A 23343-nucleotide genomic window follows, 5' to 3' on the forward strand; every position below is an offset into this window, starting at 1 on the left:
CAATTTGCGTTCATCTAACACATTTGATTTTCTATTCCCTCGTCACTTCATAGTACGGAAGCAAGCGCGCATAAGCCTCTTCTAGCTTCTCCAATATCGCTTCTACTGACTGATTTGCAATGAAGGAAACATCTGCCTTAACCAAAACTTTACGGACTTCCTGACTTCTCACCTTCTCGCGTAAAGTACGACGATTCTCCTCAGTAGCCTCCACCTTATGACTTTCCCCATTTGAGTAGACTAGATAATAAATTCCTTCTACCGCTGGAAGTTCTAAAACCTTGGCTTGCTTGTCTAAAGTCTGCTCGTCTTTCTTGCGCTCGATGAAACTGACTTCCAAAGAAATCCCATAATTGGCAGGTGTTCCATATAAACGAAGAGCCATCATAGGTTCTGTCACTTGTCCGTCTCTCTGTAGATAGGCCCAGAAATGCGGTCGCAAGCGTTGCGCTTGGTTCATCCACTGACTAGTCTGTTGAAGTTGCCATTCTGGATGACTAGCTTGAAAGGTTTTGGCCAATTCTGTAAAAGACTTCCGAGCCTCTTGACCTTTTTGCCGCAAGTCCAACATCTTTTCTCTTTCATCGCCAGCTTTATCAGGATTACGGTACTGGACCCCTTCAAATGATAGGTATTCTCTAACTGCTTTCAGCATATCTGAATCTTTCCTTTCCTAGCAAAAAATCAGGATGAACCTGATTTTGCTTTGCTTATTCTGCGTCTACGACAACATAGCGATTTGGCTCGTCACCTTCAGAGTAACTCGTCACACCATCCATGCGTGAAATAATGCGATGGATAATCTTGCGTTCGCTATTTGACATTGGATCAGTTTGTTGGCTACGTCCTTCTTCTAAAACGCGAGTCGCCAATTTTTGAGCGTAGGTTTGCAAGACTTCTGCACGGTGTTCAACGTAATCATTGACATTGATTGTGATGTAGAAGGTTCTTGAATAGCGATTGTAAAGGTAATTTTGCGCTAACAGTTGAAGAGCTTTCAAGACTTTTCCGTGGTAGCCGATAATACGGCCTGGTTCATTAGTGTCAATTTGAAGATTAATGGTGCGGCGATTGTAGTCGCTTGAAATCGTCCCTTCGACATCCATATCATCTACAATGGTTTGAACGTAGCTAGCCACTTCTGTTGCCACTTGTTCAATATCATAACTTGGTTCTACTTTCAAACCTAAATCTTCCAAAGATTGACTTGTTGCTTCCTGGGTTTCAGTTTCTTTTTCTGGAGCAGATTCCACTTCCTTGGTAGTATCCTCTGGTTCCAAATCATTTAAAATTGAAATATGGCCTGTTTCTTCCAAAATCGTGCTGGCGTGCTTTTCATTTTTCAGAATTTCAGCCTTGACCTCTTCAGAAACACCTTGACCTTCTTCTTCAATCTTCTTGATGGCTTCCACTACATGCCCCAAATCAACAGTTGCTTCACTTACTGTTTTCACGGGTTCATTTTTTTCATTAACTTCTTTTGGAACCCCTTTAATGGCCTGCTGATTGGCTTTGATCACTGTCGTTTCACTAATGGCTTCGATATCAACTTGAGCTGGCTTCTTACCAAACAAGCCTAAGAATCCTTTTTTCTCTTTTGAAACGACCTTGATGTGGGCCTTCATTCTTGGAATGTCTAATTCTTTCAATCCTTTTTGGATTGCTTCTTCAACCGTTGAACCTGTAAATAATACCATTACCAGATTCCTCCTTATTTTTTCTTTTTCTGTGCTTTTTTCAAAGCTCTTCTCTTCTTGCCTTCTAAATCTTTTTCTGCTTGCGCCACTGCTTCTCTTTCAGCAATAATCTTGAAAGGATTGTTCAAGAAATAGGTTTGCAGAACTTGGTAAGCATTGGATACGGCCCAATACAAGGCTACACCACTTGGGGCGGAGATGGCAAAAACAAAGATCAATACAGGCATACCATACATCATCCCTGTCGTAGCTCCACTTTTTTCGGGCAAAGCTTTATTCGATAACCAGCTACTCAAGAAGGTAAAGACTGCCGCCAAAATCGGAAGGACAAAACTTGTATCCACTCCTCCCAAGTTAATCCATAAAAAGTGACCTGTTTTCAAAAAATCTACTCGACTCAAGGCTTGAAAGAGCGCCAAGAGGACCGGCATTTGTATTAAAATTGGCCAGAGAGAGGATGAATGTTTGATTCCTAACTCTTTATAAACCTTACGCATCTCCTGGTCTAGCTTGGTTCTACTTTCCATATCACGACCTGGGTATTGCTCTCGCAAAGCCTTGATGCGCGGTTGAGCCTCTTGCATTTTTCTAGAGGCAACCATCTGTGTCTGAAAGACCGGCAATAAAATCGTCCGGATCAAAATCGTGAAGAGAATAATCCCCACTCCGATACTAATGTCAAAGGACAAAAAGCGGATAATTTCAGCAAAAAAATAGACGAATTTGCTCCAAAAGTCTGTCGAATCTGCTGTTATATCGCTAGCTGTACCATTTGTTGCACAGGCTGTCATGATAAACAAGGACAAGCCCAACAAACTAGTCAACTGTTGTTTCTTTTTTACTCCCATTTCCTTCCTGGTAAATCTTTGATAACTTTAATACGTGGAGTAGGTTTTTCTCCATCTCTGCATATTCCAAGGTTTCCACCCCTTTTCGGGCAATCACGACAAAATCAACATGCTCTACTAAACTCCCTTTTGCACTTTGTAGAATGTGCCGGATTCGTCTCTTGATTTGATTTCTGGTAACTGCATTCCCCAGCTTTTTGCTGACGGACAGTCCTACTCGAAAATGGTTTTGCTGGTTTTCCAATTGGTAGATAACAAATTTTCGATTGGCAAAACTTGTTCCGTCCTTGAAAATCGCCTTAAAATCTTTCTCTCTTTTTACACGAAAGCTTTTCTTCAAAACTCAACTCCATCTATTAAATTACTACTATTATACCATATTTTTTGAAAAAGCCAATAACAGCAAGGTTTTAGACATTTTCTGCATAAAAAAAGCTGGAAAATCTCTTCCCCAACTTCTTTCTACAATCAAATTTTATGTGCATTTACTTATTTTTTCAAGCGTTCAACATCGCGTGCAATCACCAATTCTTCATCTGTTGGAATAACCAAGACACGGATTTTCGCTGCGTCCGTTGAGATATCTCCCGTTACACCAAAGACGTTCTTTTCTGGATCCACATCACAACCAAACCAAGAGATACCTGAGATGACATCTTCACGTACGTTTGCAGCATTTTCACCGATACCTGCTGTGAAGATAATCGCATCTGCTCCATTTAGGACTGCAAGATATTGGCCGATATGTTTTTGGATACGATCAACATACATTTCATAAGCCAAAGTTGCATCATGGTCTCCTGCTTCCATGGCAGCAATCACATCACGCATATCGCTTGACTGGCCAGAAACTCCCATGAGCCCTGATTCACGATTGAGAACGCGACTAATATCTTCAGGGGTATTGAAATCCTCTGTATATTGCATGAGATAAGGGATGATAGCAGGGTCAATATCTCCTGTACGAGTTCCCATCATCACACCTCCAAGTGGTGTGAATCCCATAGAAGTATCCACAGACTTCCCACCCTTAACAGCTGTGATAGAAGCCCCGTTACCAATATGGCAGGTAATCAATTTCAAGTCTTCTAGAGGACGGCCCAAAAGTTTCGCTGCTTCTCCTGCGACAAACTGGTGGCTTGTCCCGTGGGCACCATATTTACGAACCTTGTTATCTGTGTAGTATTTAGTTGGTAGAGGGTAGCGATAAGCCTTCTCTGGCATGCTTGTGTGGAATGAGGTATCAAATACGACAACACTGGTAATATCTGGAAGTAATTCCTTAAATGCGCGAATTCCAGCTGCGTTAGCTGGATTGTGAAGAGGAGCCAATAGTCCCAATTCCTCAACCTTTTCTAACACATCTCCCTCAACAACTGTTGATTCCTTGAAATATTCACCACCTGCAACGACGCGGTGGCCGACACCTGTAATTTCGTCGTACCCTTTGATAATGTCAAAACGAATCAAGTCATCCAATAAAATTTTAACGGCTTGTGTATGGTCTTCAATATCAAGAATTTGTTGCTCCGAACGACCGTCAAATTTTACTGTTGAAATGGAATCTTTCAATCCAATACGTTCAATCAAGCCTTTAGCCAAAACTTTTTCCTCAGGCATTTGATAAAGTTGCCATTTCAAGCTTGAGCTTCCTGCATTGATTGCAATTGTTTTTGTCATAAGATGATACCTCTTTTTAAGCGTTTTCATCTATTATAACAAAATCTCTTTTATATTTCAGTACCTTTGCTCCAATTTTGAAAATTTTCTTTAAAGGTCAACAAAACTGACGGATCTTGCAAGCTAGTAAGAGGGTAGACAAAGGGTTCTATTTCCTTGTCTCTTTTCTTCTGTAAGACAAAAATACTTTTAGCTTGGCTTGCAGTTGAGAAAATATCCTCTGGCAGAGCGATGATAGCAGCCAGACTCACTTCGTCTTTGAGCCACCCTTTTAATAAGTCACTTTGAGGGCTGGTCAATAAATCACTAGGAGCTAGAAAAATAGCATAGCCATTTGACTTAAGATACTTGAGGCCTTGTTCCATCAGCAAATGGTGGGCATAGGTATGCTCTTGACTAGAAGCCACTTGATAGCGAGAAGCGATGGCATCGTCTGGGTAATAGCCTACAGGCAAGTCGCTGATGACCACGTCGCTTTCTTTAAGCATTTGCGGACGAACGGCATCTCCTTGGACAAAACCAGCCTGCAAACCAATCACATCTGCCATACTGGCTGCCAAATCAATCAGCAAGTCATCCACTTCGATTCCCAAGTAATCTACTTTTTTAGCAAGAGAAGTCAAGAAAGTAGCCCCCAAAATGCCCATACCAGAGCCTATTTCGAGGATGCTAATTTCCTCTTTATGAAGCAACTCTTCTACAACAAGTACCAAGAGGAGAGAAATGGCATCTGGTGTAAACTGGTGATTGGCCTGTAAAGGTTCCGTTTGTCCTGCCTTCATCAAGAGAAACTGGTAGGTCTTGAGCCACTCTTCCTTGCGAAGCGCTAAGCGTTTAAGGGCTTGATTGTTCTCTTTGACCTGCTCTAGCTCGGTCTCGCCGTCCAGGTAGATACTATTTTGCTCTACCAAGGCGTCATAAAAGTTGGTCGTCAAATCACTTTGGATGACTTGGACATTCTCTAGTAAATACGTATAAGCTTGTTCAATTTTTTCAAAATCCATATTTCTATCTTATCAAAATTCCCCTATTTTTTCCATCTGAAGAGAAAAAATCACTGCTTTAGTCAGCGAGTGATTTTTGGGCTACAGTTAAAAAGAGCTCTGCGTAATTTCCTTGAAACAAGTCTTCAGCACTGTATAGAATCTGACTGTCAATGCTTGAAAAACCAAACTGGGCGAGCTTGGTTTCCAGTTCAGCTAAATCAAAACCATGATGGTTGGTATCTGTCTTGACAAAATCAGCTATGAGGACTTGTCCATTCTCCCTAAGGTGATGGTAAAACACGGCAAGAGTCGCATCTAGATCCGGCATGTGATGAAGAACCCGACTGACAACAATCAGGTCAAATTGTTGCTCCAAGGGATTTGCCAGTAAATCCTGCTCCAAAAACTGGATATTCTTGATGTCTTGTTGCTCTGCTTTCAAATGGGCTTGCTCCAGCATTTTCTCTGAAATGTCTACAAGGGTAACCGACTGGGCTTGCTTAGCTAGAGGCAAGGCTAACAGACCCGTCCCACCACCAAAGTCCAGTATTGCCTTGTCTGATAGAAAATCAATCTGTGCTTCAACTGCCTGACAAACCAAGTTTGCAAGGAAGATATTTTTAGGGGAATCAAAGGTTTCTGCTTTGTGATTAAAATCGTGTTTCATGTTTTTAGTTTAGCACAAAGTAGTTGAATTGACTAGGATTTGTCTTTCTTTTCAGGCTTTTCTTCTGATTTTTTCTTCCCTGCTTGATTGCTTGAATCAGTCGCTACCTCTTCCTTTTTAGCTGTTTTCTTTTCTTGGTTTTTCATCGGAGGAAAGAGAAATTCATAGTTGCCCTTATTCATACGAACACTTGTTGCAAAACCTGTTTTCGTATTGTGATACCTGACTTTTCCTAAGTTGAATACACGTTCCCCACTTTCTTGCTCAGCCTTATCCTTACTTCGCTTGGCCATGGCAAAAGCTGCCAACTTTTCTTTGTTTAGGGCAAAGTCTTTGTGATGGGCGACTTGCCGGTTCAAATAAAACTGCAACAAAAGGCTAAAAATAGCTGCCATGATAACTGCATATAAGAGAACGCCTGCCTTAACTTTTTGCTTTTTCCACACGATAGATGAACTCCCTTTCTAAGCCTTTTTGAAATTGGAAACGAAAGCGAACCAGTTGATTTTCCTCTGTGATTTGTGCTGATTTGAGTCCATAAACCATGGGTTGGTAGCCCCGTCCGCTGGTATCCGTTTTTCGAAAATCATCCGATTTAGACTTCCCTATAGAGATAGCCTTACCATCCTGTTTCATGTAGAGGCGATTGCCCTCTACCTTTTCAAACTGCGAACGCTCTAACTCTACCTCCAGTTGATCCACAAACAAGAGCCACTCCTTTTGCTCGCTTTGCTGCTGGTAACGAACTTCTGAAATGAGGAGCTGACTCATAGCTTGAAAAAGGAGCAAGCCACCGCTAATGATGATAAGGGCAATCAGAGATTCTAATAGAGTGAACGCTCTTACCTTACTGCTCTTTAAGGTCGAGTAACTTCTCTGAACCATGATAGACCTCCACTCCTTTTTCACTAGAAAACACCTGAATCTCCACTCCGTTTATGTTTACCTGATTTTGACCTGTCTGCAGAGCCATCTTAGCTACACGAAAGGCTTCTTCTTTTTGCAAGATTTCTGCCTCTTCTTGTCTATTTTGTTGGATTTGTCCCAAGAGGAGGGTTGCAATACTGGCAAATATGGCTAGCGCTACTACTGCTTCTAGTAAGATCACTGCCCTAATTTTTTGTTTCCTTAATGCGTTTAATTTTTCCATTTCCTAGATATAATTGATAGCGAATCGCTCCTTTGCTAGTCTGAAATTCAACCTTAGCCAGGGACGAATTGCCCCCAGCTCGGTCAAATATAATGCTTTGTCCAGATGGTGCCTGAATCCCTTTAGGAACGGTCAACTTTTGACTGCCATTGCTGATCGTCTGTCCATCTAAGTTCAGACTGGTCTTTTGCTGACTGGCTAGACTGCGTTTTTGCGTTTCCCGATAGAGTTCTTCAAACTCCATAAAGAAAATCTGCTCCTCTACCGCTGCAAAACTGGACTGGACAGAGCCAGACAAGCCTAAACCAAGGATACTCACAAGTCCCAAAACTAAGAGACTTTCCAGCATAGTAAAGGCCTTAATCTGCAACAGTTTGACTTGTTTTTTGTTTTGCATGGTAGTCTTTATAAGCTTTAGCTTGCTCAGCTGTGATACGGCCGTCCGCTTGTAATTTGCTGAGACTGGCGTCATCATTTTTATCCAAACGATAGAGCTCTGCCTGGCTTTCTACGACCTTGACAACAGCAGCTTTTCCTTTATCATCTACGGCATCCTTTTGCTTGGTCAAATTGGGCACAAAGAGCAAGAGAAGAACACTGATGATAAGCAAGACCACTAACATTTCTACCAAAGTGAAAGCTTTAACCTTAGCTTTTTTTAGTTTTGTCATGAATTTTTTCATTTTAAAAATTTACCTCCATATTTTGATACATGGGCATAAGCATTGCCGCATAAAGTAAAACGATAATCAGGGCCACAAAGATAAAAACCAGTGGCTGTACCAGATTCATGGTACGATTAACTCGGGTAAAAAAGGCTTCCCAAGTTTTTTCAGCATAGATTTCCAACTCACTCCCCAGCTTGGACTTGACTTCTCCATACTCGATGATGAGACTCAACTCCTTTTTAAAGAAAGGATAGGTCGCTATGGTTTGAGAAAATTCGCGGCCATTTTGCAGGGCTTGAGCCAGTTCTTGACCGATTTCTTTAAAGAGCTGGGAGCCTTGTTCCTGCATGATCTGAAAAATCTGCGTCAGCTCCATCCCCTGTGAAATCATATTGCCCCATTCACGCGCGTAATAAGCCGTCAGATAGGTCTGGACAAAGATTCCTAGAAAGGGAATCCGTGCTAACATTGAGAAAACCCGCATCTTGGAACTTCTTTTGTAGAAAGTGAGGGCTAAAAGTAGAGACAGATAGCAAATCAACACTAGTCCCAGAAATATTTGTGACAGATTGCCAATGATTTGGGTGGCGATATTGCTACTGTCCAGTTGAGGGAGCAAATAATTCCTGAGCCCCAGCATGATTAGCAGGAGAAATCCCAGCAAAATCAGAGGATAAGTCGCCACTTCGATTAACTTTTTCTTGACCTTGGCCAAATTATCCAGATATTCTTCTATCTTTCCCAAACTCAGGTGAAGATTTCCATGTACTTCAGCTAGAGATAATTGGGTCACAATAGCACTTGAAAAACCCAAGCTGTTCATCATTTCTGAGAAGGATTTCCCCTGCGACAAACCTTGGTGCATCTGGGCCACATAGTCCTTTTCCAGCAAGGCACTTCTGCCCAAGAAAGAAATAATTTCCACCAAATGAAAGCCACTGGAGAAGAGGTTGTTAAACAAGGTGATGATTTTCTTCTGCTTAGCTGTAGCTAATTTTTTCCGTTTCAGCCTGAAGACTTGTGATATGTCCATCTTTAAGAAGCTGATCAATCTGCTCATTCCAGCTAGTTGGCTGGTGTTCTTGATAGTCTTTGTTTGCAAAGTCAACGATTCCTCCTCCCCCGATTAATCTCTGGTAGCAGACTCCTTGCAGGACAACTGCTAGTTCCTCCTCCGTCACACCCAACTCCAGAAGGCGTTCATAAACACCTCGGATACTCTTGGCATGAATGGTTGAAAAGACCGTCGCACCTGTCAAACTAGCTCTGACCACTGCACGCGCCGTCTCGCTATCCCGAATTTCACCGATAATCAAGAGGTCAGGACGATGCCGGAGAGATAGTTTGATGAGATTTTCATAGGTCAATCCAATCGCCTCATTCAACTGTAACTGGAGCATGTCGTCCTGCTTGATCTCGACAGGATCTTCAATGGACATAACCTGCTGTCCTTTAAACAGTGACTTGGCTAATTCGTGCATCAAGGTCGTCTTGCCACTTCCGACTGGACCTGCAAAGAGATAGAGTCCCCGTTGCCTATACTGCTCACCCAGTTCGTTCATATCCTGAAACCAGAAATGCAGGTCCTGCTCCTCATCGTGCAACAAACGAATAACCAAACTCTCATGTCCCCGATAATCTCCTACAGTAGACAAACGCAGAGAAGACACCTTCTCCCCATGCTGATAGTCGCAAGAGCCCAGCTGACTACGTCTCTTCTCTCCTACGTTTATACCCGCCACAAACTTAAAATGACTAATCACCGCAGCTAAAACATCAAACTCATAGGAGTCAACTAGACACCGTTCGTCTCCAACCCGCATGTGAAGCTCGTAGGACTTTTCCTTGGGGATAAAATAGATATCCTGAGCCTTCTTTTCTTTCGCAGTCTCAATAATTTTCTGTGCAATTTCTTGTACCATACCGCCCTCCTTATCTAACTATTCGCAAAAAATTGAAAAAAATAAAAAGCAACTTAAAAAGTTACTTTTTATCTCCATTTCATGCGGCAAGAACGGTGCTTTTCTTGACCTGTTTGTTTTTCGTAGCCTGGACGTAGCTTTTCATCAGGGATGACTTGCTCATCCTGCAAAAGTGCCAAAGAATGGTACTGCTGCAAATACTCATCGCACTCATCACACCAGCGTTGGTCAGCAGGATCCCAAAAAATAGTCATCAAATCACTCCGACTCTTATAAAGAGGATTCTTCTTTTCCAGCTCAAACCAGCATAACTTATAATATTTTAGAGCATCATAATACTTGTCAAAAGATTGACTCATGATGACATCTTCTTCCCAACCTTCTATGAACCACCACGGTTCAAAATCCCCATACATTTCTATAACACGATACATTCTTACTACTTCCTTTGTATCGTATATTATATCTAATTTTTTATTACAAGAAAAGGATTTTGCTTGCCTTTCCCATCAGGAAGACTTCTTTAACTAGCGTTTCAGCCTATCATAAAAATAGGAGTCCTTTATTGACCCCTATTTTTATCTTTTTAGGCTTGATAACGTTTCACACCATCTAGGTAGGTTGCTACCAATTCCAAATCTTTATCTAGTACGATAAAGTCGGCATCGTAACCTTCACGGATTTGACCACAGACATCATCGATGTGAACAGATTTTGCTGGGTTGAGGCTGGCCATCATGACTGCTTCATGCGGATTCGCAATTCCCCATTCGACCACATTCTTCAAACCATCTTTGAGTTTGAGGATAGAACCTGCCAAATTGCCTGTAGATTTGAGGCGAGCAGTTCCATTAGCAACTACTACCGGGAATTCTCCTAACATGTAGTCTCCATCTTCCAAACCACCCGCTGTCATACAGTCTGTGATAAGGGCGATATTTTCTGTTCCCTTTTGTTTGAGCAAAATATCACAGGCCTTTGGATCTACGTGGTGACCGTCACAAATCAATTCTGCATAAGTATGTGGCAACTCATACATGGCTCCCACCATACCGAGCTCACGGTGAGTCAACCCACGCATTCCATTGTAGGCATGTACCCAAACACTCGCTCCAGCATCGACTGCTTTTTTAGCTTCATCAAAAGTCGCATTGGAGTGTCCAAGAGCAACGGTCACTCCTTCACCCGTAATTGTACGAACAAAGTCTTCTACACCTTCACGTTCTGGCGCAAGGGCGATTTTATTGAGCAGGCCATTAGCTGCTTTTTGCCAAGCACGAAACTCATCCATACGAGGATCTTTCATATAGGCAGGGTTTTGAGCTCCCTTGTATTTCTCTGTGAAATAAGGCCCTTCAAAATAGATCCCACGAATCTTGGCTCCACTTGCTTCCTGGTAACGAGCACCGATATTTTCAGTTACTGCAAGCAACTGCTCGTAAGAGGAAGTCAACGTCGTTGGCAAGAAGCTGGTAACACCTGTGCTAAGCAATCCTTCACTCATAGTATGAAGGGTTCCTTCGATGTTATTGTCCATGACATCGACACCACCAAATCCATGAATATGGGTATCCACAAGTCCTGGGGCAATGCTATAACCGGTATAGTCAATCACCTCAGCTCCTTCAGGAATCTGTTCTACATGTTTACCAAACTTGCCATCCACAAGTTCCAAGTAACCGCCACGACGAACTCCGTGTGGGTAGAAAAACTGATCCGCTTTAATATAATTAGGCATAATGATAACCTCCTTGATAGATTGATTCTAGAATTTATTATGTCAATTACATTATAAACCTTTCTTTTTCATTTGTAAATGGTATAGACCTATTTTCTAGAGATATTTTAAAAGAGCTGGATTTCTCCAACTCTTTGATCTTATTTTGATTTTACAGGCAGTTCTTGAGCAGCCTTAACGGCAGCTGCGATCGTTTCTGCGTATAGCTTAGCACCTTCTTCAATCATGTTGCTATCATTCCCAAAGTGGACTTGGTCGGTTCCAGCCCAGATTTCAGGGTGCTCCTTAGCAACCTTATTCCAGTCAGCGATGCTCACGTAAGGATTCTTTTCAGCTAATTCCCGTGCATAAGCCGCATACTGCTCCACTGATGTGTAAGTGTCCTTACTCTTATCTCCCTCATAAGGTGTCACCAATATCAGATGGTGTCCTTTCGGTAGATTGTTCACGATGCTGTCCAAGTCATTCTTATAGCCTTCAGGATTATTGACTCCCGTTGCAATGACAACTGTTTTTAGCAGCGCCTTGTTCTGACTGTTATTGAGCATAATGTCATTGGCTTGCTTGGTCGTTCGACTAACCTGGGCATTGATATTTGCTTCAGGAAGTGCCTCTTGTAAAGCTGTATTGGCACGCAAGGCTACCGAATCACCTATTAGGCTTGTTCCATCAGAAATTCCTAGACGACTCAGTTCAGCTTGTTCAGCAAGAGTCTTTGTTTGTCCTATATTAGTCTGGGCTTGTTTGAAACCATTGACCATCAAGTCTGTCTCAAAAGCTCCAACTTGAGGAGCCACAGCTATGATAATCAAGGTAATCAAGGTAAGAATGACAGCAGCACCAGCACTAATTGGTTTAACATGAGGCAATCGACTAATCTTCCGTATTAAAGGATTGGATTTACCGGCAATCAACGGCTCAATAATATAGAAGGATAGAATAGCAAAGAAATAAGAAAAGATGATTGTCAGAATAACAGCAGGCAGATTACTCATCAGCTGAGAAAAGATAATATAAAAAGGCCAGTGGAAAAGATAAACCGCGTAGCTGGTATCCGCTAAAAATGTAATGATCCGAGGTTCTTGTATCTCAGGCATTTTCTCATGCAAGACACGCGCAGCAAGAATCATGGTCACTGCCGCTAAACTTGCTAGCAAGAAGCCAAATAAGTACGCAAACAGGTAGGTAAACTTGACAAAGAAGGTCAAGAGCACTAACACCAAGAGGCCTGCAATAAATACCAGTAGATTCTGACGAAGATCCCACATCCGGTCAAACTGCTTGACTAAATCGCTCGTCTGACGAACCCCCACAACTGTCGCCAAAATGCTTCCTAAAAAGAAAGGATAGACATGGGTCAAACTTGAAAAGTAGACAGATGAATAGGAACTCGCCATTAGACTACCAATAAACATGGAGAAAAAGCTAATGATAAAAGCTCCAGCAGAAAGAAGAAAGACCATCCCTCTCAATTGACTACTAGATTTTGAACGTTTCGATAAGAACCAAACCGCTAAGCCCCAAAGGATGTAGTAGTGAACCTCAACAGCTAGACTCCAGTTGTGAACAAAGAGATGCGGAATGAACTGGGATTCATAACTACCCCCTGTTAACATTTCGTAGAAGTTGGTCATAAAACCGAGAACTCCAGCTATCTGGCCACCAATTCCAGCAACATAGTCTTGACGAACCAAGAAAGTAAAAGGCATGGTCACCAAAACCATCAGCACCACAGGTGGCACGATGCGGTAAAACCGTCTCTTAAAAAAGCCCAGTAAGTCAATCTGGCGTGCCTTCCCAAATTCTTCTAAAAGGAGGGAGGTGATCAAAAATCCTGAAAAAGTGAAAAAGACATCTACCCCAAAGAATCCTCCAGGAAAGATCGTTTGAAAGAAGTGGTACAAAAGCACCAAAAGTAAACCTGTAATCCTAATCAAGGAAAACCATTTAATACGCATACGAGTCTATTCTCCATTAAATTAGGAAGCAAAACACCACCTAATTTTCATTCCATTATACTCCCTATTCTATCAAAAAAATAGGAAAAATCCTAAGAGAAAACTTAGGATTTTGGCATTCTATTTTTACACTTTAAAAATTGCGTCCTGACTTGTTGTAGCCATATTTTTCTACAAAATACTCACGAAATTCCAAGAGATTGTCATTCATGATGGCTTGACGCACTTGCTTCATCAGATTGAGTAAGAAATAGAGATTGTGGTAGCTAGTCAAGCGGATACCGAAGGTTTCATCAGCCTTGAGCAAATGACGAAGGTAGGCGCGTGTGTAGTTCTTACATGTGTAGCAATCACACTCAGGATCCAGTGGCGTAAAGTCTTCAGCGAATTGGGCATTTTTGACAACCAAACGACCTTGGTTGGTCATACAAGTTCCGTTACGAGCGATACGAGTCGGCAAGACACAGTCAAACATATCCACACCACGAATGACCCCATCGATCAAGCTGTCTGGCGCTCCGACACCCATCAAATAGCGAGGTTTGTTTTCAGGAAGAAGTTGAGTTGTGAAGTCCAAGACGGCATTCATTTCTTCGTGCGTTTCTCCTACTGCCAAACCACCGATAGAGTAACCTGGAAAGTCCATGCTGACAAGGTCATGAGCTGACTGACGACGAAGGTCTTCAAAGCCAGCCCCCTGTACAATTCCAAACAAACCTTGGTCATGTGGGCGACGGTGAGCCTTCAAACCACGCTCCGCCCAACGGCTAGTACGCTCGATGGATTTCTTAACGTAGTCGTAAGGTTGGTAAAACTGAGGACATTCATCAAAAGACATCATGATGTCTGAGCCTAGATTGTTCTGAATAGAGATGGCTTTCTCCGGTGATAGGAACATCTTGGAACCATTGAGATGGTTTTTAAAGGTTACGCCTTCTTCGGTGATATTTCGGCTATCAGCTAGGGAATAAACCTGGAAACCACCACTATCCGTCAAGATTGGCTGGTCCCAGTTCATAAATTTGTGGAGACCACCTGCGCGTGCAATGAGTTCGTCCCCTGGACGAAGCCATAGATGATAAGTATTAGAGAGGATAATTCCTGATCCCATCTCCTTCAACTCCTCTGGCGACTGGGTCTTGACAGTAGCTTGGGTCCCAACTGGCATAAACATAGGTGTCGGGAAGGTACCGTGCGGAGTGATGATTTCTCCCAGACGAGCTCCCGTGTGTTTTTCTTTCTTAATCAAACGGTATTTGATTGGTGAATCTGACATTTTCTACCTCCGAAGCTGGGAAAGACAGTCCCAGTTCATACTTTGTGCCCAAAGGCATACTGTATGATTTTATCAAAAAAACCAGGAACTGTCACGAACTATGGTATAATGAGAGAATGAAATACCCAAAAATTGATTTAAAAACCATTCGTCTGCAGACGAGGCAGTTTCAGGCTGAAAATCCCCGCCTCTTTCTCGTCTATCTCTTACCTAGCATGCTGGTCATCTTGTCAGGCTTTCTCAACCCCTTGGCTCGTCTCCAGGAAAGTGTTTTAGAGCAATCCTTTTTCAGCATGCTGGCACAAGTTCTCCAAGCCTATCTCTTCCCGTTAGTGGTTTCTTTTGTGAGCACGATTTTTCTAGCAGGTGCTGCCTTTGCGACACTCCGACTCCTCAAAGATCCTGATACAGAACTCTCAGTAAAATCAAGTCTAGCCCTCTTTGCTGAAGAGCGCTTCTCGCAAACCTTCCTAACTCTGCTCGTCAAACGTTTCTACCTTTTTTTATGGAGTATTCCAAACTTAGTAGGCGTTTATTTTCTCTTTTATAGCAATCTCTTAGCTCGGAGATTTGTTGCCCTGCATCCTGAATTTCCAAAACTAGACCTCTCATCCATTGAAATCGAGCAATTCCTTATGACCTTTGGCCTCTACTTTTTCGCGAGCCTCATCTTGATGATTGTGGGCAATCTCCTCTACGTACCGCAACATTATGCCTACTCGCAGGTAGAATTCCTCCTCTGCGACACTCTGGATTTAGGACAGGCTAAACCAAGGCAAATCCTGAAAACCAGCCGTTTCTTGATGAAGGGTTACAAATTCCAGCGCTTTGTCCTCGACCTACAACTACTCCCTTGGTACTTCCTCAACTGGATCACCTTTGGAATTGCTAGCTTTTCGCTCCTTCCCTATATCCAGAACAATCACATCTTCTTTTACAGAGCCCTACTAGCCCGTAAACGTCGAAATGGATAAGAGTCTACAAAAACCAGCGTCGTTCAGAACGCTGGTTTTCTTATTTCAAAAGTAACATACTCAGCAGAGTCAAAATAGCAGGCCCACCTTGCTTCAGAATAATCTTCTTGTCTGCTGTCAGAGAACCGTAGGTCGCTGCACCAAGCACAAATAAAACAAAGATGGTCACAATTTCCAAACTTTGCGAAAAATAAATCCCGTACAAGAGAAACACACCTATCAAAGCATTATAAATTCCTTGATTTTTAAATAATGAACTCACTGAAGGACGAGCCAGTTCTTCCTTATACACATTAAACACTCGACTAGTAACGTCTGATTGCGTAGCCACACTTTCCAAATAAAAAATGTAAAAATGCTCCAAGGCAACGATAGTTGCTAAAACAATTGTAAAAATAGACATATTCTTCTCCTTAAATTTTTATCTCTTCTAAGCCAGATATCAACTTTTCTAACAAGCGACTGAACTCTTCTCTCTCTCCTTGTGTAAGTACACTCTCCATCTGATTTTTTACGTTTATATGTTGTTGAGGAGAGTTGGTTACTAGTTGTTCTCTCGCAAAGTCTGTGACTTCCACCAAAACCTCCCTCTGGTTTTCAGGATTCCGACTTCGATTAACCAAACCTTCCTTTTCCAGAATTTTAAAGTGCCTTGTCAAAGCAGCCTGATCAATCTTCAATCTATCCTGAACTGCTATATGATTACACGGTGACTGATTGATTAAGAAACATAAGATTTGATAACGAGTCAGACTAATTCCCAATTGGCGTTCAAATAGTTGTGTCATAGACTGATCTGCTAATCGTAGTTGATACAGTAAATCTTGAATTGCTACCATAAATCTTTCTCCTTTAAAGTTGATTTATCAACAATTGACTTATCAAGTATAATGTAATCCAAAAAATAAATCAAATAATATGCTTACATTCTCTTGAAATATTACTCACTTCCTCATATTTATCCCTTTTACCCTAAAGGAATGACACAAAAAAAGAAGCGAGAACTCAATCAGTTCCCAACTTCCATTTTAATGATTAGTTCATTGAAACGTGAACGTGGTCATAGTGGTTTTCGGTTACGCTACCACGGTCTGGCATTAGATTCCACGTATAGGCTGGTCCATATTTACTATCATATGGAGCGTAGAAACGTTGTTTCCAGATGATATAGTTGATACCACGGCTAGCCATATTTTTGACTGCATATTCCGCGATTTGATCACCAAGTGCTGAACTCACTGGAACCATAAAGTCGATGGCCAAACCTTTCCCATGGTCGCCACTGTCTCCAGGACGGTAGCCACTAAAGGATGTGATGCCAAACAAGTTGGCGATTTCTTCCTTAAAGGCTGCCGTTTGCGGTTGAAGACCAGCATTCTCAGACTTAGCTACAGCAAGTCCTGCATAGTCAGGAGCCGCTGGAGCTGAATATGTTCTTGAAGGAGTTTGGCTTTGCTCTGCTTGATAAGTCGACGTTGCAGTGTCAGAAGTTGCTGTTGATGCTGCTTCTTCTGTTGCACTTGATCCTGTTGTATCAGCAGGTGTTTCTGTTGCTGGAGCAGCTGCTACTGGAGCTTCTGCTGGAGTTGTTGCTGCCGTTTCTTCGGTAGCTGGAGTCGCTACTTGTGGAGCTTCTTCAACTGGACTAGTTGTTTCTGCTACTGGTGCTTCCGCTGGAGTCGTTTCAGCTGTTTCTTCATCTACAGATGTTTCTGTAGATGGTGTCTCTTCAGCAACTGTCGCTGTCTCAGAAACTTCTGAACTTGGCGCTACTTCTGCTGGTTTTTCAGTCTCTGTTGCAGTCGGAGCTTCCTCAATTGGTTGGGAAAGATCTTCTACTTGAACTGTTTGTTCATCAACTGTCACTTGATTTGTCGTCAAATCAGCTGTCGCAGTCGTCACTTCTTCACTAGCATCTGCTTGAGGAGCTTGGATTTCAACTTCCGTTACCTCTTCTGCCTCATTGACAGTTGTAGTGAGGACAGTATCTGGGAAAATCAAGTCCATATTGGTAATTCTGTTCAAATTAGCAAGAACGGTCACATCTACTCCCAAAGCTTCTGCAATCGTGCTCAGGGTATCACCATACTGAACTGTATAGCTATTTTTGTTCTCGTTTTTCGTCACATCATTTTGGATTTGCTCAACGCTACGTGCTGTCCAAGAGATTTCTTGAGCTTTAGCTCCTAATGCGGGAGCAAGAGATAAGGCTACTGTTGAGGCTAAAATAATTTTTTTCTTCATTCGTTCATATTCCTTTCAAATGAGTACCTGTCTATCATAACACAAAAAAAGCAGAAAAAAAGCCCTCTCGGGCCTATTTAACAGAACTGTCTATTCCTTGTAACAAACTAGATCAGTTGAAATAGTTTGTTAGCCTTCTGTCATAAAACTGACACAATCTTTTTATTGCTCATCCTCAAAAATGTAGGGAATATCTGCCAATGCTTGAATCCTCTGATTCCCTTCATAAGTTGACTCTAAAAAGTTAATGCTTTGAATACCGCTATTCTGGGCAAATTTCACATCCAAAGTCCGGTCCCCTAGATAATAGGTAGTCCTAGGATCCAACTCATATTTGTCTAGCAGATAGGTCGCCGCTTCTGGACTGGGCTTGCGTGCAAAACCACTCTGATTAGTTAAAATTTCTGTGAAATAACATTCCAAACCCAAGTCTCTTAGAATGGTAAAGGCATTGTCTCCTTTATGGGTATAAACAAACTGCATAATCCCTGCTTGGTCTGCCCAAGCTAGCACTTCACGCGCACCTGGCATCAAAACTACCTGGGCATTTTTCTCAGCCAGACTTTGGGCACGCACCTGATTGAGCACTTCCACATCCAGTTTTCGCTCTTCTGCCACCTGCTCCAGTAAATCTTGCACCGAAAACTTGAGGATAAACTCTCTCACTTTCTCCTTGTCATAAGGAATAGAAAACTGACCAAAGGTTTCCTCAATCCCTGACAAAATCGCTTCGTAAGAGTCCAATAAGGTCCCGTCTAAATCCCAAATAAAGGCTATTTTTTGCATCTCCTATCCTTTCAACATCATATAACGCTGGTAACGGTAACGTAGAAATAGCCAGCGAAAACCATTATCCAAAAGGGTTCCAGCCCAAATACCAGGCAAGCCCCAACCAAGAACAATCCCCATCAGATATCCTGTTTCAATGCGGATACACCACATTCCTATGCTTGTTGCATAAAAGGGAAGGCGAGCATTCCCCAAACCCTGCCAAACTGCCGTATAGATGACTGTTCCTATCGTCATAGGAGTACCTAGTAGAGAGAACAGTGCCACCAAAACGCTCGCTTCAACCGCTACAGGATCGGTCGTATAGAGATGAGTCAGTGGTGTCCCTAAGGCATAGATACTGAAAGTTAAGGGCAACATGAGAAGCAGAGAAAGCCAAAAGGTTTGTTTGCTCAAACTAGCGACTCTTTTCCAATTATCCTCTCCAACTGCTCGAGCCACCTGCATGACTGTTGCCGTAGCGACGCCAAAGGCAGGCATATAGTTAAACTGGGTCAAGACTTCTCCGACTGCATTCCCCGCTACTGCCTCCGTCCCAAAAGAAACAACCAAGGCAATGATCACTACATCTCCAGCTCGCATCATGAGACGTTCTCCTGCCGCTGGCAAAGCCAAAGTCAATAGTTCCTTATCTAAACCAAAAGTCGGTTTCTCAAAAGGCAGCTTTAATTGTGACCACAAAATCACAAGACCGACTAAGCGAGACAAGATAGTCCCCCAAGCAACACCCGCTATGCCCATATCAAGGACAAAAATGGCTAGACTTGAAAAAATAATATTCAAGGCATTGGATAAAAGACTAACATAGAAGGGTAGACGCGGATTATGAGTTGCACGAATCAAGGCACCTATACTCGTCATCAAACCCAAGAGAACAATCGATCCACCCACCAAAGATAGGTAGAGCCCACCACTCTCGGCCACAGCCTGCTCAGTTCCCAAGAGCCCTATCATCTCTTGCCCGGCAAAGAGCGATAAAGTGCCTAACAGTGCACTCAGCAATAGGGTTATCTTGAGAGCCTCTGTCACGTGATAAGCCAACTTGGACTGATCTTTCTGCCCCAAACTTTTTGAAATAACACTGGAAATAGCAGCCCCCAGAGCGATAAAAATCGCCTGGTAAATCGTGATAATATTGCCAGCCACTGAAACACCTGAAATGGCGATTAAGCCCAAGTGAGCGACCAAGTAACTGTCCACCATTCCCATGAGCATCTGCAAAAAGTTTTCACCCATAGCTGGCAATGCAATATTAAGAATGTCTTTATTTTTCTTAAACAATCCTTCCTCCTGATGAAAAGAAACTCAGTTGGTTTCCCAACCGAGTTTACTCCCTCTGTCTTAAAGTCCTAGATAAGCCTCAACCGCTGCTTGCATGTCAGCAGCTGCCACTGTTGTTTTATGACGAACTGGAGCTGTTTCAAGGCCATCAACCGCTGGTGGCACTGCCACTCCTGAAATGTCATGTAATTGAGCCAAGGCTTCAAAGTCAGTTAAGCCTGCTTTTCCTGTTACCGCTTCTACGGCAACCACTGGGAACTTGTATGGACTAGCTGTTGAAGCAATCACTGTCTTAGTCGCATCGCCAGTAGCCGCTTGGTATTTTCTATAAACAGCTGAGGCAACCGCCGTATGTGGATCCTCGATGTAGGCATCTGTATCATAAACACGCTTGATTTCTGCAGCAGTTTCTTCCTCAGTCGCATATTCAGCTGCAAAGAGTTCCAGAATCGCTGCATCAAAGTCTGTCAATTCATATTGTCCTTGTGTACTCAAGGCATTCATGAGTTCAGCTGTCTTAACCGCATCATTCCCCAAAAGATGGAAAATCAAACGCTCCAAGTTTGAAGATACCAAGATATCCATAGATGGACTAGTTGTTACTTTAAACTCACGTTTCTTATCATAAACACGTGTCTTGAAGAAGTCAGTTAAAACATTATTGTCATTTGAAGCACAGATCAATTTGCCAACTGGTAGGCCGATTTGTTTAGCATAAAAGGCAGCCAAGATATTACCGAAGTTTCCAGTTGGTACTGTGAAGTTGACTTTTTCACCCGCCATAATCTCACCAGTCTTGACCAACTGAGCATAGGCATAGACATAATAGACAACCTGTGGTACCAAACGACCAATGTTCATAGAGTTAGCTGATGAAAACTGTAGCTTATTAGCAAGCAACTTTTCACGAAGTTCCACATCGTTAAACATGTGCTTCACGTTTGTTTGCGCATCGTCAAAGTTTCCATCGATGGCCACAACGTGGGTATTGTCTCCAGTTTGAGTGGTCATTTGCAACTCTTGTACCTTGCTGACACCATCCTTTGGATAAAAAACGATAATCTCAGTACCAGGCACATCTGCAAAACCTGCCATAGCTGCTTTTCCAGTATCACCAGATGTCGCTGTCAAAATGACAATCTTGTTCTCCAAACCATGCTTTTTAGCCGCTGTTGTCATAAAGTATGGCAAGATAGACAAGGCCATATCCTTAAAGGCAATGGTTGACCCGTGGAATAGTTCCAAGTTGTATTGCCCATCTAGTTTCACCAAAGGGGCAATAGCTGGAGTATCAAATTTGCTGTCGTAGGCATTGGTGATACAGTGGTCCAACTCCTCAGCCGTAAAGTCATCTAAAAAGGCTGATAAAACTAATTTAGACACTTCTTGGTAAGAAGCATCTTTTAATGTGTCAAAGTCCAAATCCACCTTTGGATAAGTAAGTGGTGTAAACAGACCACCATCCGTCGCCAAACCTTGCAAAATAGCTTGGCTGGCAGTTACTGTATTATTGGCATCACGCGTTGATTGATAAACTAATGTCATGAATCTCTATCCTTTATCTATAGTCTCTTCCATTATATCATGATTTTTCAGAAAATTCTCCCTTTATAAGAGAAATTATAGACCCAATTCTTCTTTCAAAGGCTGTAAGTAGGCCATTTCTTGCTTGCCTCTCTTCTCCAAACCTTCCTCAGCTAGAAGGAGTAAGACTTTTGAAAACTCGACAATTGCAGTTTCTTCCTCATCTGTGAGCTTTTTCTTAGAAAATTGTCGCCTCAATGACTTGTAATCACGACCAAATGTGGTAAAAAATAGTGCAGATTGCAAGTAAGCTTCTAACTTGTCTAAATTGAGCAACAAACCCAAATGAAAAGCCGCCGCAGCAAAGGTACGATTCAAGGGTTGCGTACAGACACTACGAAACTCAACTGTTCCTCGAGTCGTTAAGTCTTGGTACTGGTAACTACGATGAGTTTGGAAATCCTCCTCCTGAGGATGAATTAACACCTCATCCCCATTAAGGGTAAATGCTTGGATTTCAGGTGTAGCCAAATAGTCCCTAGCCTGAATCGGATAAAAATAATAGGTCTGCCCACCACGCTCCGCAGTAAAAATCGCAGAATGATCTAGATAATCAAAAAAATCATTCTCATCTTTGAAGAGTCTGGCATTGACGCCTACATTTTCAGGATAAATCCCGTGCATGGATTCTTCCCAAAAAATATCTCTTGAAATCTTAGTATCCCAATCTTCCCCTGAAAACTCAGAATTGGCAAACAAATAAGCTTTTGCAGCTTCAATTTGAGTAAAAGTATTGATAACACGCAGAAAATTAGACCTTGAAACGTCTAGTTGAACCTGACTTCCACAGATAAAAGCACCATACTCAGGGAAATGATGTAAATCTGATTTAGTTACATTTCTACTCAAATTCAGATAAGCCATCAACATCTGATAGCGGGGATAAGCCACTGGACAATTCTTATTTTTATCCCAGTTGGGATGAATGCCGCAGCCAACAATAGCATGATTAGCTTCACCCAATTTATTCTGAATCGTAGCCATATAGAAGTTAAAGCGTTCTTCTACCTCTTGGATAGATTCGGCCTTTCCGAATGCAAACTCAATCGTCGTATAAGCAACCTCAAACAAGATCGTATCTTGGCTGACTGGATCAAGTAACTGAATTGGATTCCCAAAATCATCCACTTTTTCGATAGTAAAGCCCAATACTGATGGTAAATACCGAAAGAGATCCTTAACAACTTCACCATCTGTAGCCTTACCATCTAAATTTACAATAGGAAATTCTAACTCAATTCCAATAAATAAATCTGGGTTCTCTTTTATATTCTTTAAGTAACGTTTCTTTAGTAATTCAACAGACCGAGACATTAACCACCAAACTCTTTCATAATCAAATAAATTGTGAATAAGTAATATTATACCAAAAATACACTAAAAATGACTAGAATAAGAAGAAAAAGATCATTCATCAGTTATCAGTACTTAAAGAAAAATATCAAAAACTTCACTAAATCAAAAAACAAGGTCCGAAAACCTTGTCTTTAATACTATACCGGCGGCCGGGGTCGAACCGGCACGTCCTTGCGGACACTGGATTTTGAGTCCAGCGCGTCTGCCAATTCCGCCACGCCGGCAAATAGTAACTGGGGTAGCTGGATTCGAACCAACGCATGAGGGAGTCAAAGTCCCTTGCCTTACCGCTTGGCTATACCCCAATAATATAAAATAGGCGAGTGATGGGGATCGAACCCACGCATGCCAGAGCCACAATCTGGTGTGTTAACCACTTCACCACACCCGCCATAATCATATTAACACGGGCAGTAGGAATTGAACCCACACTGAAGGTTTTGGAGACCTTAGTTCTACCTTTAAACTATGCCCGTAACTAAAGTAATGGAAGGGGAGGGATTCGAACCCCCGAACCCGAAGGAG

General features: G+C 42.2%; 26 protein-coding genes and 4 tRNA genes. 1 reads left to right on the top strand and 29 read right to left on the bottom strand.

The window, feature by feature from the left end; all coding sequences use genetic code 11:
• Positions 1 to 31 precede the first annotated feature (31 nt).
• From HMPREF2655_RS09675 to tgt, 18 genes are all read right to left on the bottom strand, one after another.
• Positions 32 to 655, bottom strand: a complete 624-nt coding sequence (locus HMPREF2655_RS09675; protein WP_033629247.1) for a hypothetical protein — start codon at positions 653 to 655, stop codon at positions 32 to 34.
• A 55-nt stretch (positions 656 to 710) separates the two neighbouring features.
• Positions 711 to 1697, bottom strand: coding sequence for an RNA-binding cell elongation regulator Jag/EloR (jag, locus tag HMPREF2655_RS09680; protein ID WP_070838752.1), 987 nt, complete (start codon positions 1695 to 1697; stop codon positions 711 to 713).
• A gap of 14 nt (positions 1698 to 1711) precedes the next feature.
• Positions 1712 to 2545, bottom strand: coding sequence for a membrane protein insertase YidC (locus tag HMPREF2655_RS09685; protein ID WP_070838754.1), 834 nt, complete (start codon positions 2543 to 2545; stop codon positions 1712 to 1714).
• The gene (gene rnpA, locus HMPREF2655_RS09690; protein ID WP_070838756.1) at positions 2514 to 2885 is read right to left on the bottom strand and encodes a ribonuclease P protein component; all 372 of its coding nucleotides are present in this window, start codon (positions 2883 to 2885) and stop codon (positions 2514 to 2516) included. Before rnpA ends, HMPREF2655_RS09685 begins: the two co-directional genes overlap by 32 nt.
• A 149-nt stretch (positions 2886 to 3034) precedes the next feature.
• Positions 3035 to 4225 (bottom strand): acetate kinase, encoded by a 1191-nt coding sequence (locus tag HMPREF2655_RS09695; RefSeq protein ID WP_070838759.1) that lies wholly within the window; start codon positions 4223 to 4225, stop codon positions 3035 to 3037.
• A 50-nt stretch (positions 4226 to 4275) separates the two neighbouring features.
• The gene (locus HMPREF2655_RS09700; RefSeq protein ID WP_070838761.1) at positions 4276 to 5229 is read right to left on the bottom strand and encodes a class I SAM-dependent methyltransferase; all 954 of its coding nucleotides are present in this window, start codon (positions 5227 to 5229) and stop codon (positions 4276 to 4278) included.
• Between the two features lie 58 nt (positions 5230 to 5287).
• Positions 5288 to 5878 carry a class I SAM-dependent methyltransferase gene (locus tag HMPREF2655_RS09705; protein ID WP_070838763.1) on the bottom strand — a complete coding sequence of 197 codons (591 nt, stop codon included), beginning with the start codon at positions 5876 to 5878 and terminating at the stop codon, positions 5288 to 5290.
• Between the two features lie 32 nt (positions 5879 to 5910).
• Positions 5911 to 6324 (bottom strand): competence type IV pilus minor pilin ComGG, encoded by a 414-nt coding sequence (gene comGG, locus HMPREF2655_RS09710; protein ID WP_070838765.1) that lies wholly within the window; start codon positions 6322 to 6324, stop codon positions 5911 to 5913.
• Positions 6302 to 6763 (bottom strand): competence type IV pilus minor pilin ComGF, encoded by a 462-nt coding sequence (comGF, locus tag HMPREF2655_RS09715; RefSeq protein WP_070838766.1) that lies wholly within the window; start codon positions 6761 to 6763, stop codon positions 6302 to 6304. The genes comGG and comGF overlap by 23 nt, the downstream gene beginning before the upstream one ends.
• Positions 6726 to 7028 carry a competence type IV pilus minor pilin ComGE gene (gene comGE / locus HMPREF2655_RS09720; protein ID WP_125389331.1) on the bottom strand — a complete coding sequence of 101 codons (303 nt, stop codon included), beginning with the start codon at positions 7026 to 7028 and terminating at the stop codon, positions 6726 to 6728. Before comGE ends, comGF begins: the two co-directional genes overlap by 38 nt.
• Positions 6991 to 7425, bottom strand: a complete 435-nt coding sequence (comGD, locus tag HMPREF2655_RS09725; protein ID WP_049501163.1) for a competence type IV pilus minor pilin ComGD — start codon at positions 7423 to 7425, stop codon at positions 6991 to 6993. Before comGD ends, comGE begins: the two co-directional genes overlap by 38 nt.
• The gene (gene comGC, locus HMPREF2655_RS09730) at positions 7388 to 7711 is read right to left on the bottom strand and encodes a competence type IV pilus major pilin ComGC (RefSeq protein WP_049484517.1); all 324 of its coding nucleotides are present in this window, start codon (positions 7709 to 7711) and stop codon (positions 7388 to 7390) included. The genes comGD and comGC overlap by 38 nt, the downstream gene beginning before the upstream one ends.
• 1 nt (position 7712) lies before the next feature.
• Positions 7713 to 8729: a competence type IV pilus assembly protein ComGB gene (comGB, locus tag HMPREF2655_RS09735; protein WP_083321260.1), complete on the bottom strand. Its 1017-nt coding sequence runs from the start codon at positions 8727 to 8729 to the stop codon at positions 7713 to 7715.
• Positions 8677 to 9618, bottom strand: a complete 942-nt coding sequence (gene comGA / locus HMPREF2655_RS09740; protein ID WP_049501164.1) for a competence type IV pilus ATPase ComGA — start codon at positions 9616 to 9618, stop codon at positions 8677 to 8679. Before comGA ends, comGB begins: the two co-directional genes overlap by 53 nt.
• A 68-nt stretch (positions 9619 to 9686) precedes the next feature.
• Positions 9687 to 10052 carry a DUF1033 family protein gene (locus tag HMPREF2655_RS09745; RefSeq protein WP_007522851.1) on the bottom strand — a complete coding sequence of 122 codons (366 nt, stop codon included), beginning with the start codon at positions 10050 to 10052 and terminating at the stop codon, positions 9687 to 9689.
• A gap of 152 nt (positions 10053 to 10204) precedes the next feature.
• The gene (nagA, locus tag HMPREF2655_RS09750) at positions 10205 to 11356 is read right to left on the bottom strand and encodes an N-acetylglucosamine-6-phosphate deacetylase (protein ID WP_001134442.1); all 1152 of its coding nucleotides are present in this window, start codon (positions 11354 to 11356) and stop codon (positions 10205 to 10207) included.
• Between the two features lie 140 nt (positions 11357 to 11496).
• Entirely contained in the window at positions 11497 to 13314 is a 1818-nt protein-coding gene (locus HMPREF2655_RS09755) for an acyltransferase family protein (RefSeq protein WP_070838767.1), read from the bottom strand.
• Between the two features lie 133 nt (positions 13315 to 13447).
• Entirely contained in the window at positions 13448 to 14590 is a 1143-nt protein-coding gene (gene tgt / locus HMPREF2655_RS09760; RefSeq protein ID WP_070838769.1) for a tRNA guanosine(34) transglycosylase Tgt, read from the bottom strand.
• Between the two features lie 116 nt (positions 14591 to 14706).
• Here tgt and HMPREF2655_RS09765 point away from each other — a divergent pair, with 116 nt between their 5' ends.
• Positions 14707 to 15564, top strand: coding sequence for a DUF975 family protein (locus HMPREF2655_RS09765; RefSeq protein ID WP_070838771.1), 858 nt, complete (start codon positions 14707 to 14709; stop codon positions 15562 to 15564).
• A gap of 40 nt (positions 15565 to 15604) precedes the next feature.
• Here HMPREF2655_RS09765 and HMPREF2655_RS09770 read toward each other — a convergent pair whose 3' ends face one another.
• The 11 genes from HMPREF2655_RS09770 to HMPREF2655_RS09820 all read right to left on the bottom strand — a co-directional run bounded on the left by HMPREF2655_RS09770 (position 15605) and on the right by HMPREF2655_RS09820 (position 23294).
• Positions 15605 to 15967 carry a DUF1304 domain-containing protein gene (locus HMPREF2655_RS09770; protein WP_070838773.1) on the bottom strand — a complete coding sequence of 121 codons (363 nt, stop codon included), beginning with the start codon at positions 15965 to 15967 and terminating at the stop codon, positions 15605 to 15607.
• Between the two features lie 10 nt (positions 15968 to 15977).
• Positions 15978 to 16403: a MarR family winged helix-turn-helix transcriptional regulator gene (locus HMPREF2655_RS09775; RefSeq protein WP_070838775.1), complete on the bottom strand. Its 426-nt coding sequence runs from the start codon at positions 16401 to 16403 to the stop codon at positions 15978 to 15980.
• 196 nt (positions 16404 to 16599) lie between these two features.
• Positions 16600 to 17808, bottom strand: a complete 1209-nt coding sequence (locus tag HMPREF2655_RS09780) for a LysM peptidoglycan-binding domain-containing protein (RefSeq protein ID WP_070838777.1) — start codon at positions 17806 to 17808, stop codon at positions 16600 to 16602.
• Between the two features lie 162 nt (positions 17809 to 17970).
• Positions 17971 to 18594 (bottom strand): HAD family hydrolase, encoded by a 624-nt coding sequence (locus HMPREF2655_RS09785; RefSeq protein WP_070838779.1) that lies wholly within the window; start codon positions 18592 to 18594, stop codon positions 17971 to 17973.
• Between the two features lie 3 nt (positions 18595 to 18597).
• On the bottom strand, positions 18598 to 19878 hold the full coding sequence (locus tag HMPREF2655_RS09790) for an MATE family efflux transporter (protein ID WP_070838781.1): 1281 nt from the start codon (positions 19876 to 19878) through the stop codon (positions 18598 to 18600).
• A gap of 60 nt (positions 19879 to 19938) precedes the next feature.
• Complete coding sequence (gene thrC, locus HMPREF2655_RS09795) at positions 19939 to 21423, bottom strand: threonine synthase (RefSeq protein ID WP_070838783.1); 1485 nt, start codon at positions 21421 to 21423, stop codon at positions 19939 to 19941.
• Positions 21424 to 21498: 75 nt separating this feature from the next.
• A complete protein-coding gene (locus tag HMPREF2655_RS09800; protein ID WP_070838785.1) occupies positions 21499 to 22776 on the bottom strand; it encodes a glutamate-cysteine ligase family protein in 1278 nt (425 codons plus the stop codon).
• Positions 22777 to 22958: 182 nt separating this feature from the next.
• Positions 22959 to 23042 (bottom strand) — tRNA-Leu (locus HMPREF2655_RS09805).
• A 9-nt stretch (positions 23043 to 23051) separates the two neighbouring features.
• A tRNA-Gln gene (locus HMPREF2655_RS09810) sits at positions 23052 to 23123 on the bottom strand.
• 13 nt (positions 23124 to 23136) lie between these two features.
• Positions 23137 to 23209 (bottom strand) — tRNA-His (locus HMPREF2655_RS09815).
• A gap of 14 nt (positions 23210 to 23223) precedes the next feature.
• Positions 23224 to 23294 (bottom strand) — tRNA-Trp (locus HMPREF2655_RS09820).
• Between the last annotated feature and the right edge of the window lie 49 nt (positions 23295 to 23343).

It is taken from the genome of Streptococcus sp. HMSC066F01, from assembly GCF_001837335.1.
GTDB classification, from domain to species: domain Bacteria; phylum Bacillota; class Bacilli; order Lactobacillales; family Streptococcaceae; genus Streptococcus; species Streptococcus oralis_S.

What these genes read in the sequence shown, in the direction of transcription:
- HMPREF2655_RS09675 (WP_033629247.1), bottom strand. Translation starts at nt 655, where the DNA reads ATGCTGAAAGCAGTTAGAGAATACCTATCATTTGAAGGGGTCCAGTAC.
- jag (WP_070838752.1), bottom strand. Translation starts at nt 1,697, where the DNA reads ATGGTATTATTTACAGGTTCAACGGTTGAAGAAGCAATCCAAAAAGGA.
- HMPREF2655_RS09685 (WP_070838754.1), bottom strand. Translation starts at nt 2,545, where the DNA reads ATGGGAGTAAAAAAGAAACAACAGTTGACTAGTTTGTTGGGCTTGTCC.
- HMPREF2655_RS09695 (WP_070838759.1), bottom strand. Translation starts at nt 4,225, where the DNA reads ATGACAAAAACAATTGCAATCAATGCAGGAAGCTCAAGCTTGAAATGG.
- HMPREF2655_RS09700 (WP_070838761.1), bottom strand. Translation starts at nt 5,229, where the DNA reads ATGGATTTTGAAAAAATTGAACAAGCTTATACGTATTTACTAGAGAAT.
- HMPREF2655_RS09705 (WP_070838763.1), bottom strand. Translation starts at nt 5,878, where the DNA reads ATGAAACACGATTTTAATCACAAAGCAGAAACCTTTGATTCCCCTAAA.
- comGF (WP_070838766.1), bottom strand. Translation starts at nt 6,763, where the DNA reads ATGGTTCAGAGAAGTTACTCGACCTTAAAGAGCAGTAAGGTAAGAGCG.
- comGE (WP_125389331.1), bottom strand. Translation starts at nt 7,028, where the DNA reads ATGGAAAAATTAAACGCATTAAGGAAACAAAAAATTAGGGCAGTGATC.
- comGD (WP_049501163.1), bottom strand. Translation starts at nt 7,425, where the DNA reads ATGCAAAACAAAAAACAAGTCAAACTGTTGCAGATTAAGGCCTTTACT.
- comGC (WP_049484517.1), bottom strand. Translation starts at nt 7,711, where the DNA reads ATGAAAAAATTCATGACAAAACTAAAAAAAGCTAAGGTTAAAGCTTTC.
- comGB (WP_083321260.1), bottom strand. Translation starts at nt 8,729, where the DNA reads ATGGACATATCACAAGTCTTCAGGCTGAAACGGAAAAAATTAGCTACA.
- comGA (WP_049501164.1), bottom strand. Translation starts at nt 9,618, where the DNA reads ATGGTACAAGAAATTGCACAGAAAATTATTGAGACTGCGAAAGAAAAG.
- HMPREF2655_RS09745 (WP_007522851.1), bottom strand. Translation starts at nt 10,052, where the DNA reads ATGTATCGTGTTATAGAAATGTATGGGGATTTTGAACCGTGGTGGTTC.
- nagA (WP_001134442.1), bottom strand. Translation starts at nt 11,356, where the DNA reads ATGCCTAATTATATTAAAGCGGATCAGTTTTTCTACCCACACGGAGTT.
- HMPREF2655_RS09755 (WP_070838767.1), bottom strand. Translation starts at nt 13,314, where the DNA reads ATGCGTATTAAATGGTTTTCCTTGATTAGGATTACAGGTTTACTTTTG.
- tgt (WP_070838769.1), bottom strand. Translation starts at nt 14,590, where the DNA reads ATGTCAGATTCACCAATCAAATACCGTTTGATTAAGAAAGAAAAACAC.
- HMPREF2655_RS09765 (WP_070838771.1), top strand. Translation starts at nt 14,707, where the DNA reads ATGAAATACCCAAAAATTGATTTAAAAACCATTCGTCTGCAGACGAGG.
- HMPREF2655_RS09770 (WP_070838773.1), bottom strand. Translation starts at nt 15,967, where the DNA reads ATGTCTATTTTTACAATTGTTTTAGCAACTATCGTTGCCTTGGAGCAT.
- HMPREF2655_RS09775 (WP_070838775.1), bottom strand. Translation starts at nt 16,403, where the DNA reads ATGGTAGCAATTCAAGATTTACTGTATCAACTACGATTAGCAGATCAG.
- HMPREF2655_RS09780 (WP_070838777.1), bottom strand. Translation starts at nt 17,808, where the DNA reads ATGAAGAAAAAAATTATTTTAGCCTCAACAGTAGCCTTATCTCTTGCT.
- HMPREF2655_RS09785 (WP_070838779.1), bottom strand. Translation starts at nt 18,594, where the DNA reads ATGCAAAAAATAGCCTTTATTTGGGATTTAGACGGGACCTTATTGGAC.
- thrC (WP_070838783.1), bottom strand. Translation starts at nt 21,423, where the DNA reads ATGACATTAGTTTATCAATCAACGCGTGATGCCAATAATACAGTAACT.
- HMPREF2655_RS09800 (WP_070838785.1), bottom strand. Translation starts at nt 22,776, where the DNA reads ATGTCTCGGTCTGTTGAATTACTAAAGAAACGTTACTTAAAGAATATA.